This window comes from Belnapia mucosa, from assembly GCF_016775475.1.
Lineage (GTDB): Bacteria > Pseudomonadota > Alphaproteobacteria > Acetobacterales > Acetobacteraceae > Belnapia > Belnapia mucosa.
This window is the reverse complement of record NZ_JAEUXJ010000008.1, coordinates 187188-204677: the sequence shown is the minus strand read 5'-3', so window position 1 is coordinate 204677 and position 17490 is coordinate 187188. Positions and strand designations below refer to the sequence as shown.

General features: G+C 66.5%; 12 protein-coding genes. 8 read left to right on the top strand and 4 right to left on the bottom strand.

The window, feature by feature from the left end:
• Nucleotides 1–33 precede the first annotated feature (33 nt).
• Entirely contained in the window at nucleotides 34–870 is an 837-nt protein-coding gene (locus tag JMJ55_RS19065) for an amidohydrolase family protein (RefSeq protein WP_202827175.1), read from the top strand.
• A 179-nt stretch (nucleotides 871–1049) separates the two neighbouring features.
• Nucleotides 1050–1472: a hypothetical protein gene (locus tag JMJ55_RS19060; protein ID WP_202827174.1), complete on the top strand. Its 423-nt coding sequence runs from the start codon at nucleotides 1050–1052 to the stop codon at nucleotides 1470–1472.
• A 43-nt stretch (nucleotides 1473–1515) separates the two neighbouring features.
• Here JMJ55_RS19060 and JMJ55_RS19055 read toward each other — a convergent pair.
• Nucleotides 1516–2462, bottom strand: a protein-coding gene (locus JMJ55_RS19055) for an IS630 family transposase (RefSeq protein ID WP_202827173.1) whose coding sequence is annotated in 2 segments (ribosomal slippage) — nucleotides 1516–2123 and nucleotides 2123–2462 — 948 coding nt in all. Because the reading frame shifts where the segments join, the coding sequence is not laid out codon by codon here.
• 284 nt (nucleotides 2463–2746) lie between these two features.
• Nucleotides 2747–5041, bottom strand: coding sequence for an ETX/MTX2 family pore-forming toxin (locus JMJ55_RS19050; RefSeq protein ID WP_202827172.1), 2295 nt, complete (start codon nucleotides 5039–5041; stop codon nucleotides 2747–2749).
• A 229-nt stretch (nucleotides 5042–5270) separates the two neighbouring features.
• Here JMJ55_RS19050 and JMJ55_RS19045 point away from each other — a divergent pair, with 229 nt between their 5' ends.
• The 5 genes from JMJ55_RS19045 (at nucleotide 5271) to JMJ55_RS19025 (ending at nucleotide 11164) form a co-directional block, all read left to right on the top strand.
• Complete coding sequence (locus JMJ55_RS19045) at nucleotides 5271–6419, top strand: hypothetical protein (RefSeq protein ID WP_202827171.1); 1149 nt, start codon at nucleotides 5271–5273, stop codon at nucleotides 6417–6419.
• Between the two features lie 26 nt (nucleotides 6420–6445).
• Nucleotides 6446–8176: a tetratricopeptide repeat protein gene (locus tag JMJ55_RS19040; RefSeq protein ID WP_202827170.1), complete on the top strand. Its 1731-nt coding sequence runs from the start codon at nucleotides 6446–6448 to the stop codon at nucleotides 8174–8176.
• Between the two features lie 127 nt (nucleotides 8177–8303).
• Nucleotides 8304–8459 (top strand): hypothetical protein, encoded by a 156-nt coding sequence (locus JMJ55_RS19035; protein ID WP_202827169.1) that lies wholly within the window; start codon nucleotides 8304–8306, stop codon nucleotides 8457–8459.
• Between the two features lie 104 nt (nucleotides 8460–8563).
• On the top strand, nucleotides 8564–10153 hold the full coding sequence (locus JMJ55_RS19030) for a serine hydrolase (RefSeq protein ID WP_202827168.1): 1590 nt from the start codon (nucleotides 8564–8566) through the stop codon (nucleotides 10151–10153).
• A gap of 480 nt (nucleotides 10154–10633) precedes the next feature.
• The gene (locus JMJ55_RS19025) at nucleotides 10634–11164 is read left to right on the top strand and encodes a deoxycytidylate deaminase (protein WP_236033835.1); all 531 of its coding nucleotides are present in this window, start codon (nucleotides 10634–10636) and stop codon (nucleotides 11162–11164) included.
• 35 nt (nucleotides 11165–11199) lie between these two features.
• Here the strand turns inward: JMJ55_RS19025 and JMJ55_RS19020 are convergent, their stop codons facing one another.
• Nucleotides 11200–13581, bottom strand: a complete 2382-nt coding sequence (locus tag JMJ55_RS19020; RefSeq protein WP_236033834.1) for a type IA DNA topoisomerase — start codon at nucleotides 13579–13581, stop codon at nucleotides 11200–11202.
• Between the two features lie 643 nt (nucleotides 13582–14224).
• Between JMJ55_RS19020 and JMJ55_RS19015 the strand changes: the two genes are divergently transcribed.
• A complete protein-coding gene (locus JMJ55_RS19015; protein ID WP_202827167.1) occupies nucleotides 14225–15835 on the top strand; it encodes an MFS transporter in 1611 nt (536 codons plus the stop codon).
• 155 nt (nucleotides 15836–15990) lie between these two features.
• Here JMJ55_RS19015 and JMJ55_RS19010 read toward each other — a convergent pair whose 3' ends face one another.
• Nucleotides 15991–17235: an MFS transporter gene (locus JMJ55_RS19010; protein WP_202827166.1), complete on the bottom strand. Its 1245-nt coding sequence runs from the start codon at nucleotides 17233–17235 to the stop codon at nucleotides 15991–15993.
• Nucleotides 17236–17490 lie beyond the last annotated feature (255 nt).

Sequence of the window (17490 nt, the reverse complement as noted above, 5' to 3'; positions counted from 1 at the left end):
GGAGCGCGGACTGGTCGCGCATCTCACAGCTTTTTGAGCGGACGCGAACTCGCCGGCCTCGCGCCGGCCGAGAGAGCCGCGTTCTACTCGCCGGTCCCAACGCAGATGGTCTCGAACGGGGAGTTCAACCCGTTGCCGCAGAGCCCGGCACAGCGGCAGGTTGAGGCCCGGCTCGTTGAAATTGCGGAGGCTCAGGGGCATCGGCTCGGACTTGGTCGGCGCGGCTTCCTGCGTTCCAGCAGTGGCATGGCCGCCGCATTCCTCGCGATGAATGAGGTCTTCGGCCCGTTGTTCGAAGTTGGCTCAGCCGAGGCGGCGGAACCCGAGGCGGCCGCCGCCCGCAGCGACGCACTCCGCAACCAGTTTATCTTCGACGACCAGCTGCATTTCGTGCGGGACGACTACCCGTTCGAAGGGCTCACAGACCTTGCGAAGTACGCCGCCGAACACTGGAACCCAGCAATGCCCGACGACCATGTTGGGCTTGGCCTTGAGCGGTATAGGTTCGAGAAATTCCTCCAGGAGGTCTACCTCGACAGCGACACCAGCGTCGGCCTGCTCAGCGGCGCACCCTTTGACGACCCGAAAAACTCGTTCCTGACTAATGACCAAATCAAGCAGGCGGCTCAGACCGTGAACGGCATCGCCGGCACGCGACGCCTGCTGTTCCATTCCCTGTTCACGCCGAAGCAGCCAGGCTGGATGGAAGAGGTTGACCGCTGCATTGCGGAGGTCCGGCCGACGAGCTGGAAGGGCTACACGATCGGCGATCCGCTTTCGCCGCGGACGACGGGCTACCCATGGCGCCTGGACGACGAAGCACTGATGTACCCCTTCTACGAGAAGGCGGTGAGGGCGGGATCACCATGATCTAAATCCACAAGGGGCTGCTGCCGAAAGATTATGAAACCTCGATTCCGAGCGGTGCTTGGCGCTTTGCCGGCGTCGAGGATCTGCCTAAGGCCGCGAAGGACTGGCCGCAAATCAGCTTCGTAATCTATCACGCGGCCCTGCGGGCCTTCCTCGAGAACCCCGATGCCGAGCTCGCAATGTTTGAGCAGAATGGCTACATCCGTTGGGTCTCCGACCTCGCCGAGATCCCGCAGCGGTATGGAGTGAGCAATGTGTATGCCGATCTCGGCACGAGTTTCGCCATCTCGGCGGTGGCCAATCCACGCTTCTGCGCGGCGATGATGGGCACCCTCATCAAGGGTCTCGGGGCGGACCACGTGTTCTGGCGCACGGATTCACTCTGGTACGGCTCGCCCCAGTGGCAAATCGAGGCACTGCGCCGCCTTGAGATCCCCGAAGATATGCAGAGGAAGCACGGATTCGCGCCACTACAGAATCGAGCGGCACACCACCTTCGAAAACGATGGCGTCGCGAGGATCAAGGCCGCCTATCTCCGGGATGGGCAAGAGCGCAGCCTTGCTGCCTATGGCTACGTCGTCCCGAAGGGCTAATACAATGATGGGCGGCAAGCGCCGCACCGCCGCCGCTAGAGCGGTTTTCGATCAGTCTGCGTCGTAACCTGCGGCTGCGAAGTAGTTGGCGCACTCGGCTGGGGTGAAGGTGTCGATGATGCGGCTGATGCTAGCCCAGAGGCCGTCGAGGGTGCGCTCGGCGGCTGAGCGGAGCGCGGCCTTCAGCTTGGAGAAGGCGTTCTCGATGGGGTTGAAGTCGGGGCTGTAGGGCGGAAGGTAGAGCAAGCTCGCGCCCGCGGCCTCGATGGCTGCCCTGATGCCGGCGCCCTTGTGGCTGCCGAGGTTGTCCATGACGACGATGTCGCCGGGACGCAGGTCGGGCACGAGGACCTGGTCGACATAGGCCTGGAAGAGCTCACCGTTGATCGGCCCGTCCAGCACCATGGGCGCGACCATGCCGGTGTTCCTCAGTCCAGCGACGAAGGTGGTTGTCATCCAATGGCCGTGCGGGATCGATGCCCGCAGCCGTTCGCCCCGGGGTGCCCGGCCATGGGTGCGGGCCATGTTTGTCGATGCCCAGGTCTCGTCAATAAACACCAGACAATCAGGGTCGAGATCAGGCTGGGCCTCGAACCAAGTCCAGCGCTGCCTCAGGATGTCTGGGCGGTTCTGCTCGACGGCATGCGCCGTCTTTTTTTAAGCGTCAGGCGGTGCCGCTGGAAGAAGCGCCAGATCGTCACGATGCCCGCCGACACGCCCAGCTTGGCCAGCTCCGCTCGGATCTCCTTGAGCGTGATGTCGGACTTCCGGTCCAAGAGGCTTCGGATCAGTGCTCCATGCGCCTCAATATGCTTCGACCGGCGGTCTCCGCCCAGCGGCCCAGGCGCCACAGAGCCCACCTCCCGAGCCAGGATGCACCAGCGGATCGCGCTCGAGACGCTGACCCCAAAGCGAGCCGCTGCCGCACGCCGGGACGTCCCCGCCGCAACGGCAGCCACCACACGCTCCCGCAGGTCCACCGACAATGCCTTCGACATGCTCACCAGCCCCTTCGCAGGCGAGCACTGAATCACTCTCCCGTAGCCAGGGAGGTCACAAGCGATTCAGACAGGGAGAAAACCGCTCTAGCAGGAGCAACGTGAGGCAGTGGCGGCGACGGCGCGTGCAGGGCAGGCGGGTGATGCATCGGCATTCTCCGCCTCCCGGTGCAAAGTCAGTGGGCATTCATCGCCAGGACCCAGATCGGCGTCTCAATACGCTGGAAACGGTCGCCTCTGCCGCCGCCGCGACTCACGCAGCGGCGATGCTGGCAGCGGTGGCATCAGACGAATGCAAAGCCGAGAGCGCCGAGGCTCGACAGCGGCGCCGGCGGTGCCACGTCGGGATCGGCGAGCACCACGCCGAGATCGCCCGCGTGAGTGGTCAACGGATGGTACTGCGACTCAAGGGTGGCGATCGCGGCGAGCCCTTCGGCATTTTGCTCCCGCGTCGTGCCCGGCCCGAACAGCGCGCCGGCGTCCTCCAGAGCCACACGGGCGAGCGGGTCGCCGATATAGACAGGCGTGCCGAAGCGCAGGATATCGTCGCTGAACAAGAAACCATTGAGCAGGTTGGGGTTGGCGCTGTAGTTGCCAATCGGGTCGCCGTACTCGACGTAGTTCACGAGTCGCGAGGTCGCATCGGCCGGTATCGTGCTGGCCGCGATGCCGGGCCCGCCGTAGGTTTGGCCAGCGAGGCCGAGTTGCGCCGCGACATACTGTGCCTCTGCCGCGCCGAGCGAGTGGCCGGTGATGAACACGTCCTCCGCACCGATGCCTTGCGACGCCGCGGCGGCGAGCACGGTGTTGGTGAATGCGAGCGCGTCGCCATAGGCGTCCGGCACCAACCCGAGCCGGATCTCGACATCTGCGGCGATCTGCGCCGCGACGAAAATCGGCTCGTCGTCCAGGGCAGAGAGGTTCGTGCCCTCGAAGGCTACGATCACCTGGTCGTCGGGAGTGATGAAGGCGGTGCCATAGAAGCCGTCGTCGGTGATCTCCAGCGCTAGGTGCCGGCCGTCGGCCGTGAACGGGCTGAGATCCGCCGGAAGCTTGTCGGAGGTGCTCGAATACGCGGCGTTGGCAGCATTGATGAACTGCGCCGGGGTGGGCTGTAACGGCTGGGCCGGTAGCAAGCGGAATGTGACGGTCTCGTCGGCGATTTCGGCAGTGGTGCGGCCATCGATTCCGTTGAGCGGGTTGGCGAAGAAGTCCGCCCAAACCACATCGCGCATTCGGTCGTAGGTGTTGCCGCCGCCGAGCAGGATGTAGAGGTCGTCGCCGTGCGGCAGGCGCTCGAAGCCGAGCGGGACGCCGCCGTTGTCAATTTCCAGCCGATTCCGGCCCTCGGTATCGTTGATCACCGTACCGCCGGCTGTCGCGCCGTTCAGCCAGTAGCGGTCGTTGCCGGCACCGCCGTAGAGCATGGCCGCTGGAGCATCCACTCGAATGCGGTCATTGCCGTCGCCGCCCAGCACCATGCCAAAGGCCGCAGCAGAGGTCAGGCGGATCACGTCATTGCCTTCGCCGCCGTCAAGCAGGGACCGCCCGACGCCAACAGCGATGATCCTGTCATTACCCGCGCCGGCGTAGGCAATCTCTTCGCCACTGGTGAAGCGGATGACATCATTGCCAGCGCCACCATCTATCCAGTCGTTGAAGGGCGTATCGAGCACCTCACGCCCATTATCATCTAAGAAACGATGGACACCGATCGGTACCGCTGGATCATACTCCGACTGCACAGTATGCGTAACGGGGGTGATGGGCTCCAGGGTGATGTTGTATTTATTAATGGTCTGCGTGGCATTACCGTTCAGTTCTAGCTCCCCGTGCAGCGAGTAGATGCCCGAACCATTGGGTCCACCGCTGAAATCGGCCCAATTGACGTCCTTGTAGGGAGTTATTGGCCCTACGTTGTTCGGTCCTCCACCTCCGGCGTTCACAGCGTTAAAGATGTATTCAGCAGCTACTGTAAGGTCTCGGTATCCCCTAGGATTGTTCCAAGTATAATCGGCGTTGCCGTCCACGCGGATCGCCACGGCATAGGGCACACTCGCCAAGTCTTGATTAAAAGAGACTACTTGCTGGTTGTATTGGTGCGGCGGCACCGCGAAAGGATAGTTGCCACCAAGCGTTGTGCTTTGAGTGTCAGTGTTGCTTGAGCCCTGCGTCCAAGAGAAGCTGCCTTCGGCCGAAAGCGTCGTACTGCCACCTACACCACCTATCGAGTATGTAAATGCCTGGGTAATTCCAACAGTAAGACCTTGACTGGTTTCGTGGGTTGTCGTGTGGCCGTATTCCCACTTATGGTGTAAATCCGGATCCAACTGCATTGTGTCCGAATTATTGCGGTTGTCACCGTCGGTGGTCAGTTGCGCGCCGGCTATAGGCAGGTTCCTGACGATCGCATGCGCAGTGTCGAATATCGGATCCTTCTCGACCGCATCAGTCATCTTCGAAACGTCGATGTTAGTGATGGTTGAGGGACGCAATCCCGATGGTATCTCGTTTGTATAGAAAAAATAGAACGGGACAGCGGTATTGAAAATACCTGGATCCAAAATCGACAATGTCACTTGTTTCACCCCTGGGGCGCGTGGGTTTGCCACTGGCCGTGGCCGCTGCCTCGCTTGATGAAACGGGTGCGGCCGACGGCCGGCAAGCCGCCTCATTCGAATTCCTGGACATTCCAAAGAAGTCTTGTAATGTTCTGTGTGTCTCGACATGCGACAATACTTGTGCGTTCTGCCTATCCGCTCCGTTCAACCATAGCTTAACGCTGAGCAAAAATCTGCAGGAGCGGTTATGCTGAGCACCGGCAAGCAGGAGACGCGCGATGTTGCGGCGAAGCTGCGGGTCACCGCGGCGCTGCTCGACGGCGCCACCCAGAAGGACCTCTGCGCCGCCTTCCGCCGGGTGAACCCGCAGACCGAGTTCGACCTCGCGCGCTCCTACAAGTGGATCGAGGGCCGCTCTCTACCCCGCTCACCCCACATGTACGAGGACTGGGCCGAGGTGCTCGGGCTCGACCGTCCTGCCGCCTGGATTGCCGCCTGCACGCTTGACGCCTTCATCGAGGCGGTGTGCGCGAGGCACGCGAAGGAACGAGACGCGCTGCTCCGCCGTGCCGGCCTGAACGACAATGGGGGCAGGCCAGCCGTGGCCGGCACGAATGACTACCTCTGCGGCGTCTACGCCACCTACTCGCACGCGCAATCGCCCTACCACCGCGGCCGCATCATTCGCGGCACGCTGGCGATCGAGCCGGCCACACGCCGGGCTGAGGGGCTGGTCGGTACCTACTCCCAGGCGCTGGCGACCGGTCGCGCCTGGGCGGCCGGCCCGGCAAAGGTCTCCGGCCGCGCACTCACCCTGGACTTGGCGACGTACAGCCCGGGGGCGGCGCCGGTCGCCATCCACCTGATCCTCCCGCCACCGCCGGCGAGCCTGCTCTTCGGCCTGATGGGCGGCTTCGTCATGTTGGACCCTGGCGGCCAGCCGCCCTATGCGACGCGCATCCTTATGCTGCGCACGCCGCTCGCCGCGGCAACCCTGGACAGGTCGAACCGCCACCTGGAGGAGCCGGACGAGACGGCGGCGCTGGCGCGCGACATCACGGCGCTCAGCCTGCACGTGACCGACCCGGAGCGGTTGGCGGCCGCACTTACGCGCCATCTGGCCCCGGACGACCTGGCCCGTGGGGCACCGGGCTCGATCCAGGTCTTCACGGAGGACTACGTTGCCCTGACGACGTCCTGCGACCGTGTCTGGCTCGAGACCCTCGCCATGCGCAGCGACCCTGGCGGGCTGGCCGGGAGCCGCCATGTCGTGGCCGCCCCGGACGACGCGCAGCAACCAACGGGAAGCGGCGGCAGCAACGGCGGTGCGGCACCGACGGCGGACCACATGCATGGCCGGCCGGCCCTGCGGCGAATGGTCGGGCGCGACGCATGAGACAACTGACCGGCGCGGTTTGAGGCATGACCAACGCCCGCTCTGGTGGCCGCTCCCGTCTGCCCGCCCGCCTGCCGCCCGGATCGCAGCCCCCGCCGCGCGCCCCGCTGCGCGCGGATGCCATCGCGGGTTTGGAGGCCATGGGCCGGCTGCCCGAAGCGTTGGATGCCCGCCGCGCGGCGGTGCTAAGCGCGCCGTCAGATGCCGGAGCCCGCATCGCTCTCGGCAGCCTGCTGCTTCGCCTCGGCCGGCATGAGGCCGCCGTCACCGTGCTGCGCGCCGCGATCGGCCTCGCGCCGGACCGGGCGGCGGCGCACCGGGCGCTGGGCTTGGCGCTCGGCAGGCTGCGCTACAAGGCGGAGGCCGAGGCAGCGTTAAGTACGGCGGTCCTCCTCGACCCAGCCGAGGCAGGAGCACGAAACGATCTCGGTGCTCTCTTGGCGGAGCAGGGACGCCACGCCGAGGCAGTGGAGGCGTTCCGCGCGGCGCTGGTGCTTGACCCAGGTTCCGCCGATGCCTGCGCGAACCTGTGCGCCTCGCTCGGCACACTGAACCGCATCGACGAGGCGGTGGCGGCGGGCAAGGCGGCAGTGCGGCTGCGGCCGGACCACGCCAACGCCCAAATCAATCTCGGCGTGATCCTCGCTCACCTGGGCCGCCATACTGACGCCATCGACGCTTTCCAAGCCGCGATCCGGCTGCGGCCGGAGCACGCCAACGCACACGCCAATCTCGGCCTCGCGCTTGGTAGCCTGGGGCGCTTCGAGGACGCGCTCGCCACGCTCCGCGGCGCAGTCCGGCTGCAGCCGGGCCACGCCATCGCCCGCCAGAACCTGGCGATGACGCTGCTGCTGCTCGGCCGCCTGGAAGAGGGCTTCGCCGAGTACGAACACCGCCTGCCGCCGCGCCCGCCCGGGCTGCCTCCTGGCCCGCCGCCCTGGCGCGGCGAGCCGCTGGCGGGCCGGACGATCCTGCTGCACGCCGAGCAGGGCCTCGGCGACACGATCCAATTCGTCCGCTACCTCCCGGAAGTGGCGCGACGCGGCGCCGGACGGGTGCTGCTCGCGGCGCCACCAGCCTTTGCGCGCCTGCTGGCCGGGCTGCCCGGCCTCGACGCGCTGCAGCGGCCGGGGGAGTCGCCGGCGCGGACGCATCTCCAATGCTCCCTGCTGAGCCTGCCATATGCCTGTGGCACGACGACGCTGGAGAGCATTCCGGCGCCGATCCCCTATCTACGGGCCGAGCCTGCGGCACTGCCGCGCTGGCGGGAGCGGCTAGCCGGATTGCCCGGGCCGTTGCGCGTTGGCCTCGTCTGGGCTGGCAATCCCGAGCACCGGAACGACCGACACCGCTCGATCGCGTCGCATCAGTTGGCGCCGCTCTGGGCCGTCGCCGGGGTGAGCTGGGTCAGCTTGCAGGTCGGCGCCCGCGCGGCTGCGTTGCGCGGCGAGGCGCCGAACGGGGCGGTGCTCGACCTCGCGCCTGAGCTGACGGATCTCGCCGAGACGGCCGCGGCGATGGCGCAGCTCGACCTGGTGGTGACGGTGGACACCGCGGCCGCCCATCTCGCCGGAGCGCTGGGGCGGCCAGTCTGGACCATGCTGCCCGCCCTGCCGGACTGGCGCTGGCTGCTAGAGCGCGAGGACACGCCCTGGTACCCGACCATGCGACTGTTCCGTCAGACGCGGTTTGGGGACTGGAGCGGCGTGGTCGAGCGTGTCGCCGGGGCGCTGCAGCAGATGGTGGCGGCCCCGTGACCAGCTCCACCAGGTGACCCAGGCCAGGTGGAAGCAGCTCGGCCTTGCTCGGGCATTGTGTGGCTCATGCTGTTAGCCGGCTCCGTGTTAACGATCGGCTGTTCTTCGACTTCGAGCCTGCAGGCACATGCATGATGAGGGGATACTGGCACTGGTGCTTTCCGCGGACCTGTTTGTCGTCGCCTTCGACCACCTCGGCATCGGGCGGGTTATCCCGGATGCAGTGCTGGCGTATTTCTGCGAGGCCATGCCGACGCGCCTCTCCCACGCCGACACGCCATGAGGCGCCGGGCGCATGGGTCCTATTGCCGCGGCAATGGGACCCGGCGCAGGATGCCGGCCTGACCGCCAGGGCGGGCGAGCAGCAGTCGCCCAAGGGAGGATTATGTGGGCCTGACACGCCGAACGGCACTCCAGGGGACCGCCGCGGTCGGGCTGCTCGGGCCAGGTTCGACGGTTCCAGCGCAGGCGCTGACCACGGCGAGGCTGCCCGTCATCACTCGGGAGAGCGTTGTTCGATCCCTCCCCGAACTGGACAGGCTGGTGGCCGGGATGCTGCGGCGGACCGGCATTCCCGGCCTGTCCCTTGCCGTGGTCCACGAAGACGACGTCGTCCACCTGGCAGGCTTCGGACTGCAACAGGCGGACAGGCCGGAGCCAGTGGACGCGGACACCGTCTTCCAACTCGCCTCCCTCTCGAAGCCGATCGCCGCAACCGTAGTCGCGGCGCTCGCGGGCGACGGGCTAGTTGCCTGGGACGATCCAATCCTCCGCCATGATCCCGGCTTGGCGTTGCACGAGGCCTGGGTAACTCGGCAGGTCACCCTGCGCGACATGTTCGCCCATCGCAGCGGCTTGCCGGAGCACGCCGGCGACGCGCTTGAGGACATCGGCTATGATCGGGCCGAGATCCTGCGCCGCCTGCGCCACATAAGGCCCGCCAGCGGCTTCCGCTCGCATTACGCCTACACCAACTTCGGCCTGACCGCGGCAGCAGTCGCGGCGGCGCGCGCCGCCGGCAAATCCTGGGAGGACGTCTCGGCCGAGCGGCTGTACCGTCCGCTCAACATGGCGAACACGAGTTCACGCTTCGCCGACTTCCAGGCCTCCGCCAACCGGGCGGTGGGGCATATGCGGCAGGGAACCGGCGGTGCCTGGGCCGCCAGGCACGTCCGCGATCCCGACGCACAATCGCCGGCTGGCGGCGTCAGCTCCTCGGCGCGCGACCTCGCCCGCTGGCTGCGGCTGCAACTCGGCCGCGGCACCTTGGACGGGCGCGAGGTCGTCCGGGCCACCGCACTGGACGAGACCCACCGCCCCCACATGATTAGCACGCCGCCCCGAGATCCGGCGCTTGACCGGCCTGTTTTCTACGGGCTGGGCTGGGGCATTGACTACGACGATCGGGGCCGCGTGCGCTGGAGCCACTCTGGCGCCTTCAACCTCGGCGCCGCGACCTGCGTCAACATCCTGCCCGCGGAGCGGCTCGGTATCGTCGTTCTGACCAACGCACAGCCGATTGGGGTGCCGGAGGCGCTGTGCCGGAGCTTCTTGGACTTGGCAGTGAACGGCCAGATCGAGCGGGACTGGCTGGCGCTGTTTGGTCCGCTCCTCGCCCAAGCGATGGCACCGGACTACGGGATGACGGTGGACTACGCGAGGCCTCCCGCGCAGCCTTCCCCGGCGCTGCCGGCCGTGGCCTATGCTGGTGCCTATGAGAGCGCCGTGTTTGGCGGAATCGAGGTCGCCGGTGCCGACGTCGCCGGGCTGGTGCTGAAGCTCGGCCCGAAACGGCAGGCCTTCGCACTCCGCCATTTCGATCGCGACGTCTTCAGCTACCAGCCGATTGGCGAGAACGCCTTCGGCCCGAGCGCCGTGGTGTTCGCCATTGGCGCTGATCGGAAGGCAGCCTCAGTCACGATTGAGAACCTCGATACCACCGGGCAGGGCCGCTTCGACCGCGCGCGCCCCGGTTGATCGCGGCGCACCAAGCGGAGATGGCGGGGCATTGCCAAGAGGCCCATCCCGCACGCTGGAAACCCTGCAGCCCACCGAGGGTGGCGAGCTGGGCGGCCCCCTTGGCGTGCGGCTCCATCGTCGTGCTTGGCCCGCAAGAGCGCCGTGTCAGCACCTCAATCCTCATGCCGCTTCCATGGCAGCGCTCTTCTATCGCCCAACTGCCAGAGAATTTCGTTCCCCAGTTCCTACCACTGCTCCAGTCGCCTTCCACACAACTCGTCTCTCCCAACCAGACCAGCGCGCTGAGGCGCAGGTTTGGCCTGGGTTTTTGCGACAATCTTGATGGTGCAGCGGCGGAACGGGGCTGGGTTTTCTCTTCGAAATGCCGGAGACTCTCCGGACCTTGAGGGTTGGTCGATTTACCCATCAAGGTCTAATGCCTTGATTTTCAGCCATCTTAGGCGCGGGTCCCTGGTTGCCGTTCAGCGGGATCACCGCTTGGCAGTCCGTTATTCGAAAACTGCTGATCTCGAACCAGTAAGCCATTTGTGCCATCTGCACGGGCAAATGACTGACACACATATCTCCCCTCGTTGGGACGTCCGGTTCCTGGATCTGGCGATGCACATCGCTGGCTGGTCCAAACACCGTACAACAAAGGTCGGCTGCGTCGTGGTTGACGACGACCGCCGGATCCGGGTGACCGGCTACAATGGCTTCCCGCGCGGAGTGACCGACCTGCCGGAGCGCCTTGCCGATCGTCCAACGAAGCTGCTGCTCTCCGTACACGCCGAGGCCAATGCGGTCGCCACGGCCGCGCGCTCGGGTGTGTCGCTCACCGGTTGCACGGCCTACATCACTCATCCGCCATGCGCGGCCTGTGCTGCCTCACTGATCCAGGCAGGGATTCAGCGGGTTGTGTTCCAGGGCCAGTTGCGGGCCGACTGGGCAGACAGCGAGGCAGCAGGACGTCTCCTCATGGATGAGGCCGGCATGGTTTGGCAGCATGGAGCGACTACCGAAATGTGAGTGCGAAGGCGGTGGGGCGATTCTGTCCCGCCTCGTCATAGCCATCCGCGTTCACGGAAGCCATTGAGATCGATGCCGGCCGGCGCATACCAGCCACCGGCGCGATAGCGGGCGCCGAGTTGGAGGGCGGCCTCCTTGTTGCCAAAGGGGATCCGCAGGGGTGTATCGCCACCGGGGGCGCCTGCGGATCCATGCTCTGCCGCGGTCTGGCCTGGTTGCTTCGCAAGCGGTAGTTCGGTGCTGCCTTTCCGCTTACGGACAGCGACCTTGCGGCTCGATTTGCCGCGTCCACTGCTCCGCTTTGGTTCGGTCTCAGTAGGCGGTGCGTTGGCAGGGCGCTGGGCCAGCCGGCGACCCTTCACCACTGTCCGCCGTTCAGGCGGTGTTTCCTGAGCTCCAGCATCAACAGGCGCCCGCACGCCGTCCTTCCTGGGCGCGTGCTGGTCAAGGAAGGCACGGCAAGCGGCGCCCGACGTCGTGTAGCTGCGCGGGGGTTTGATCCCCTTCTGACGGGCGAGGCTGTCAACGAAGCGCTTCATTGCCGGCGTGGGTGGCCGGTTCGCGCCCGCTTCTCTGACGGCGCCGCTCAGTAACATGGCATCGACGGAGCCTGCTCCCTCCTGCAGCCGGCCAATGATCCTGCTGGCCTGGGCGCAGACGGCATCGATCGCCCCGACCATTTCCTGCTGTCCGATCAGCACCTCATCCAGGAGGCGCTCCATCTGCGCTGTCACGCCAGGGTCGACCAGGGCCGGATCGGCTCGCTCCAGCACGGCAAAGAGGGCCAGGCCACGTTCGGTCGGCACGATGTGCTTCCCATCGGCTGCGAGGAAATCCTGCGCCTTGAGGCCGCGGATGATCTCGGCCCGGGTCGCCGGCGTGCCGATACCCTTGGCCTCCTTGAGCCGCTCCTGCAGCGCCTCATCCGCCACGAAGCGCCAGGCGTTCTGCATCGCTTCGATCAGCGTTCCCTCATTGTAGCGGGGCGGCGGCCGGGTCTCCTTGTCCTCGACCTTTGCATCGCGCAGCACGGCGACCTCACCGTGCTTCAGCGCGGGCAGAAGCTGCGCGTCCTCGCCCTTCTCCTCGGCCGGCTGCCAGTCCGGGAAGGCGGCACGCCAGCCGAGCTCGATGGGCTGCCGCCCCGCAGCCCGGAACAGGTGGCCGCGCATATCCAGCGTGACGGTGGTCTGCCGATAGCGGTAGTCCGGCATCATGGCGGCCAAGTAGGAGCGGGCGATGACATCGAACAGCCGCCGCTCGTCACCCGACAGGCGCGGCCAGACCTCCCGCAGCGTGCCCACCGTGTTGACGTTGGGAATGACAGCGTGGTGGCTCGCCCCGGCCAGACCTTTGTCGTGGAAGGCACCGCTCGCGCCAAGGCGGATGACCGGTGGCGCCGGCACCGGGATCTCGCTGAAGGCACGCCCGACCTGCAGCCCGGCGATGATCCGTGGCACGTCGGCGATCAGGCTTTCGGGCAGGTAGCGGGTCTCGGCCCGGGGGTAGGTGATGACCTTCTTGCCCTGGCCGTCATACAGCTCCTGCGCCACCTCCAGGGTCCGCGCCGCCGACCAGCCGAAGCGCGAGCCGCACAGCTTCTGCAGCGAGGGCAGATCATGTAGTCGTGGCGGGGATTGCCGCTTGTCCTCGACCCGCACCGCAAGGGGGCCCCTGAACCCCTCGGCGGCCGCGGCGATTGCCTCGGCCTCTTCGCGCTTCAGGATCCGCTCCTTTGGCGCATGCCGCATTCGCAGCGAACCAGCTTCGACCTGGCCGGAGGCGACCACCTCGAAATAGGTTTGTGGAACGAAGTTCCGGATCTCCAGCTCGCGCTTGCAGACGATGGCCAGGGTCGGTGTCTTCACCCGGCCGACGCCAATGACGGTTCGTGCGCCGCGGGCCAGGGTCACGGTGGCCGTGCGGGTCAGCGACAGATTGTAGATCTGGTCGGCTTGGCGCCGGGCGACGGCGGCGGCGTAGAGGCGGGCATAATCGGCGTTGGGCTTCGCCCGGGAGAAGGCGTCACGGATGGTCTGCGGGTCCTGCGCAGTAAAGATCACCCGCATGACCGTGCCCTGGTAGCCGTAGTGCTCAAGGATTTCCTGGCCGATCAGCTGCCCCTCGCGGTCGCAGTCGGTGGCGAGCCACACCCGCCTCGCCGTCCGTAGGGCGTCGCGGATCGCCTTCAGCTTGGGGGATTTGTTGCCGCCGGTGGCCGGTTTGGTTCCGTAAAGCCCATCTGGCCGCAGCAGCACCGGCGTCCAGCGCCTCCACTCCGCTACCATCTCCTCCGGTTCGACGAGGTCGAACAGGTGGCCCTCCGCGGGAAGGATGGCGCCGTAGCGGCCGCCAACCGCCGCTCGGACGTCCTTCGCCTGGCTGGTCTTCTCGGTGATGACAATCTGATCGGTCATGCGGGCTGCCTGAATGTTCTCTAAAGGTTCCAGAGACCCCGCACCACAGCTATTATCCAAATGACTGGAGGGAGCTGAAGTTCAGCAGCCTCACCGCATGTAGGAAAGAACCCGAGATAGCATCCTTCCTGAGCTCCAGGCTCAGCCATCGGAGTTCGGCCCAACTCGAGTTGAGCATCGACCTCACCAATGGCTGGCGCTTCCGGTCACCGTTAGAGGTCTAGGTTCGAAGCGCTGACCGGTTCCAGCTCAGCTTTGAAACCCGCTCTCCGTCGGTGCATTCCAGCGCTGAGCGGCAACTTTCCTGTGGTTATGGGCACCAAACTGTTGAATGCCGAAGCTTCAAGGATCCAAAACGAGGAAAATGGTCGATTCCTGAGCCGCAGCCGCCGCAGCGGTTGGGAGCTGATTGTCTGCCCCTTCAGTTCTTGAGCCGAACCTCGTGTGCGCGGCGGGCCAGAGGTTCGACGTTCTGCCCCAAACTGAGATCCGCGTAACGTACAACGGAGCACGCTGAGGCTCGCCGCAACTACCCGGTGAACCTGCCGGCTTAGAGCGCGTATGGTATGTGCGGACTGCGGGCGGACGAGCGGGTCCCCTCCGCGTCTTGGCTGTCCTCGCGCCCCCGCAGGCTTTCCCCACCGTGCAAGCAGCCTTCGCCCCGCTCCGTCATTCCACCTTCCGTGCACTCTGGATTGCCAACCTAGCCAGCAACACCGGATTGTGGATCCAGAATACCGGTGCCGGGTGGCTGATGACCTCGCTCGCGCCCTCGCCGGTGATGGTCAGCTTGGTGCAGGCCGCAGCGATGCTGCCGGTCTTCCTCTTTGCTTTGCCTGGCGGCGCGCTGGCCGACGTCCTGGACCGCCGCCGCACTCTCATCGCGGCCCAGCTCTGGATTGCCGCGGCCGGGCTCCTGCTCGCCGTGCTTGCTGCGCTGGGCCTGCTTGGCCCTTGGGGCCTGCTCGCCCTCACCTTCGCTATCGGTGCGGGCACAGCAGTCATTTTCCCGGCCTGGGCGGCGGCCACCCCCGAGCTGGTGCCGCATGAAGACATGGTGCAGGCGGTCGCGTTGAACGGCGTCGGCTTCAACTTGGCACGTGCGCTCGGCCCGGCGCTCGGCGGCTTTGTCATGGCTGCCGCGGGCGCCGCAGCTGCCTTCGCCCTGAATGCCCTCGGCTTTCTCGCGCTGCTCTGGGCACTGGTCGCCTGGCGCCGACCCATACCGCCCCGCTCTGATCTTCCACCCGAACGGCTCCCCTCTGCGGTGCGCGCGGGCCTGCGCTTCGCCATTGCAGTGCCGGCCATGCGCGCGGCCATCCTGCGAGCCTGTGCCTTCTTCCTCTTCGCCTCCGCTGTCTGGGCGTTGTTGCCGCTGGTGGTGCGTGACCGACTGGGGCTGGGACCGGCGGCATTCGGCCTGATGCTGGGCGTGGCCGGTTGCGGTGCCGTGGCGGCGGGGGTGGCGATGCCGATGCTCCGGGAGCGCCTCACGCAGGGCAGGCTGGTGTTCTTCGCGTCGCTCCTGGCCTACGCTGCCACGGCGCTGCTTGGCCTGGCTTCACACTGGGCACCTGCGGCATTTGCTATGCTGCTCTTCGGGGCAGCTTGGCTCGCAGCCGGCAGCACGCTCGGGGTCGCCGCGCAGCTGACTTCGCCGACCTGGGCGCGTGCGCGGGCGCTCGGCGTCTACCATCTCTCATTCTTCGGCGCGCTGGCGGTCGGCGCCATGCTTTGGGGCTGGGTGGGGACAAGAGCGGGCGTGCCAATGGCCCTGGTGCTCTGCGCCGGCGCAGGTGCACTCGCGGCGGTTGCAGTACGACCTTGGCGACTGGATGGTTCCGCGCCGGGCACGGCGGCATCGCGGGTGAAGGGGTTACCGGACGTCCCGCTGCCCCTACCGAAGGCGCCGGCGCCGACGTTTGCGGATCTGCTGCACGAGGACTCCGGCCGGTTGCTGGAAGCCGTGCATTACCGAATAGATCCCGTTGATCGTGCTGCCTTCCTGGCGGCGATGAGGGAAGTTCGCCACGTCCGGATGCGCACGGGAGCGCTTGTTTGGAGATTATACGAGGATGTCGCTCAGCCCGAGCGGTGGACGGAGCTCTGGGCGGTCGAGTCCTGGACCGAGCACTTGCGTGAAGCGACACGGCTGGATGAAGCGGACCGTACGGCGCTTGCCCGAGCCGCTGCGATGCACCACGGCGACGAGCCGCCCAAGGCGTCGCGGCACCTCAATGTCGATCCGTGTTGATGCTTGCGACGAGGGCCGCGCAGTAGTCAGGGGGAGGCCCACAGCTGTGAGGGTGATCCGGAGCAGCCATTGCAGCACCCGCCGCTGAGCCATGTTCTCCGACCTGCAGGGCCAGCCGCATCCCCGAGCAGGGCGCCGTTACCGACGACCGGGGCTCAGGCAATCGATTTCGCCTCAGGCCCAGCGGCCATCGCCATCACCGGGGCCCCTCGGGTCTCGGGCATTGCCAACCAGACCAGGACACCACCCAGGGCGGCGACCGCAGCGAGCAGGAGGAATGCCGTGTCGTATCCGGCCCACACGGCCAGTACGCCGCCGAGAGCCATGCTCGACATGGCACCGATCCCCTGCACCGTGCCAACCACACCTTGGGCGGCGGCGAAGTGGCCGCTACCGCGTGTCAGGTCGGCGACGATGATCGGGAAGAGGGCGCCGGTCAGCCCCGCACCAACCCCGTCGAGGACCTGCACCCCGATCAGCCAAGCCCGGTCATCGGAGAAGGTGTAAAACGTCCCCCGCAGCACCAGAGCGATGAAGGCGGCCAGGAGCAACGGCTTGCGCCCCCAGGCATCCGCCCGCACCCCGACCAGCGCCGCGACCGGCACCATGACCAATTGCGCGACGATGGCGGAGGCCGCGGTGAGCGCGATGCCCTGACCGAGATTACCCAATGCCAGCTTCTGCGACACCAGCCCTAGCATGCTGGCATTGGCCAATTGGAACAGGGCGCCACAGACCGCGAAGGTCAACAGGGCCCGCGAGCGCAGCAGCACGCGCCAAGCCGAGGGTCGCGCCCCATCCACCGCCTCGCCGGATAGCAGGCCCCGGGCAACCGCGTGGTCGATCGCGCCGGCAGGTACGGCTGCCGCGGCCGCCGCGCTGGCGAGGGCCGTGAACACCATGAACCAGAACACGACTGAGTTGCCGAAGAAGGGTGCGGTGAGCAGGATCGCCAGGCTGATCGAGCTGTCACCAAGGTGGAACAGCGCCTCGTTTCGCCCGGCGCGACGGGCAAAGCGTGCCGGGCCAACTACTCCGAGTGAAATGGCCGCGAGCGTCGGCCCGATCGTAACGCCGGCCAAGGCCCCGACTAGCCCGGCCAGCGTCACCGACCAGAAATGGGGCGCGAATGGAATGACAAGACAAGTCGCGGTCACTATCGCGACCGCGCCCGCGATCAGCGCACGCTTGGCCCGCAGCGCATCGACGAGTGCACCGAGGGGCGCCTGCGACGCCAACCCGGTCAGCATGCCGATGGAGAGCGCTGCACCGATGCTCGCCGGGTCCCAGCCGTGCTCGGCCAACAGGTAGACGCCAAGAAAGGCACCGAGCCCGTACCGGGAGTCGGAGACGAAGAAGCTCAGGGCGTCCAGTGCGCGCTCGGCACCCCGCTGCTGCATGGGATAGCTCCGGATCAGGACGGAGTGGAACAGCCAATGAAACGGGCGCGACCCTGCTTCGTTCCAAGGACAGGACAGCTCACACTACACCGGAACAGCAGCACAGAACTGCCTGGCTTTCTCGGTCGGGACATTAGCCGGCTCCAATTCCTCCACGCCGGGCGCCCGTAGGCCTGACCACCACTCGTTCTGCAAGCGTGCTCACGATCTGCCAGAAGCCCGGCAGATTGCGAGGCAGCGTGAGCCTCGCACGTC

What these genes read in the sequence shown, in the direction of transcription:
- JMJ55_RS19010 (WP_202827166.1), bottom strand. Translation starts at nt 17,235, where the DNA reads ATGCAGCAGCGGGGTGCCGAGCGCGCACTGGACGCCCTGAGCTTCTTC.
- JMJ55_RS19060 (WP_202827174.1), top strand. Translation starts at nt 1,050, where the DNA reads ATGTTTGAGCAGAATGGCTACATCCGTTGGGTCTCCGACCTCGCCGAG.
- JMJ55_RS19035 (WP_202827169.1), top strand. Translation starts at nt 8,304, where the DNA reads ATGCATGATGAGGGGATACTGGCACTGGTGCTTTCCGCGGACCTGTTT.
- JMJ55_RS19020 (WP_236033834.1), bottom strand. Translation starts at nt 13,581, where the DNA reads ATGACCGATCAGATTGTCATCACCGAGAAGACCAGCCAGGCGAAGGAC.
- JMJ55_RS19045 (WP_202827171.1), top strand. Translation starts at nt 5,271, where the DNA reads ATGCTGAGCACCGGCAAGCAGGAGACGCGCGATGTTGCGGCGAAGCTG.
- JMJ55_RS19040 (WP_202827170.1), top strand. Translation starts at nt 6,446, where the DNA reads ATGACCAACGCCCGCTCTGGTGGCCGCTCCCGTCTGCCCGCCCGCCTG.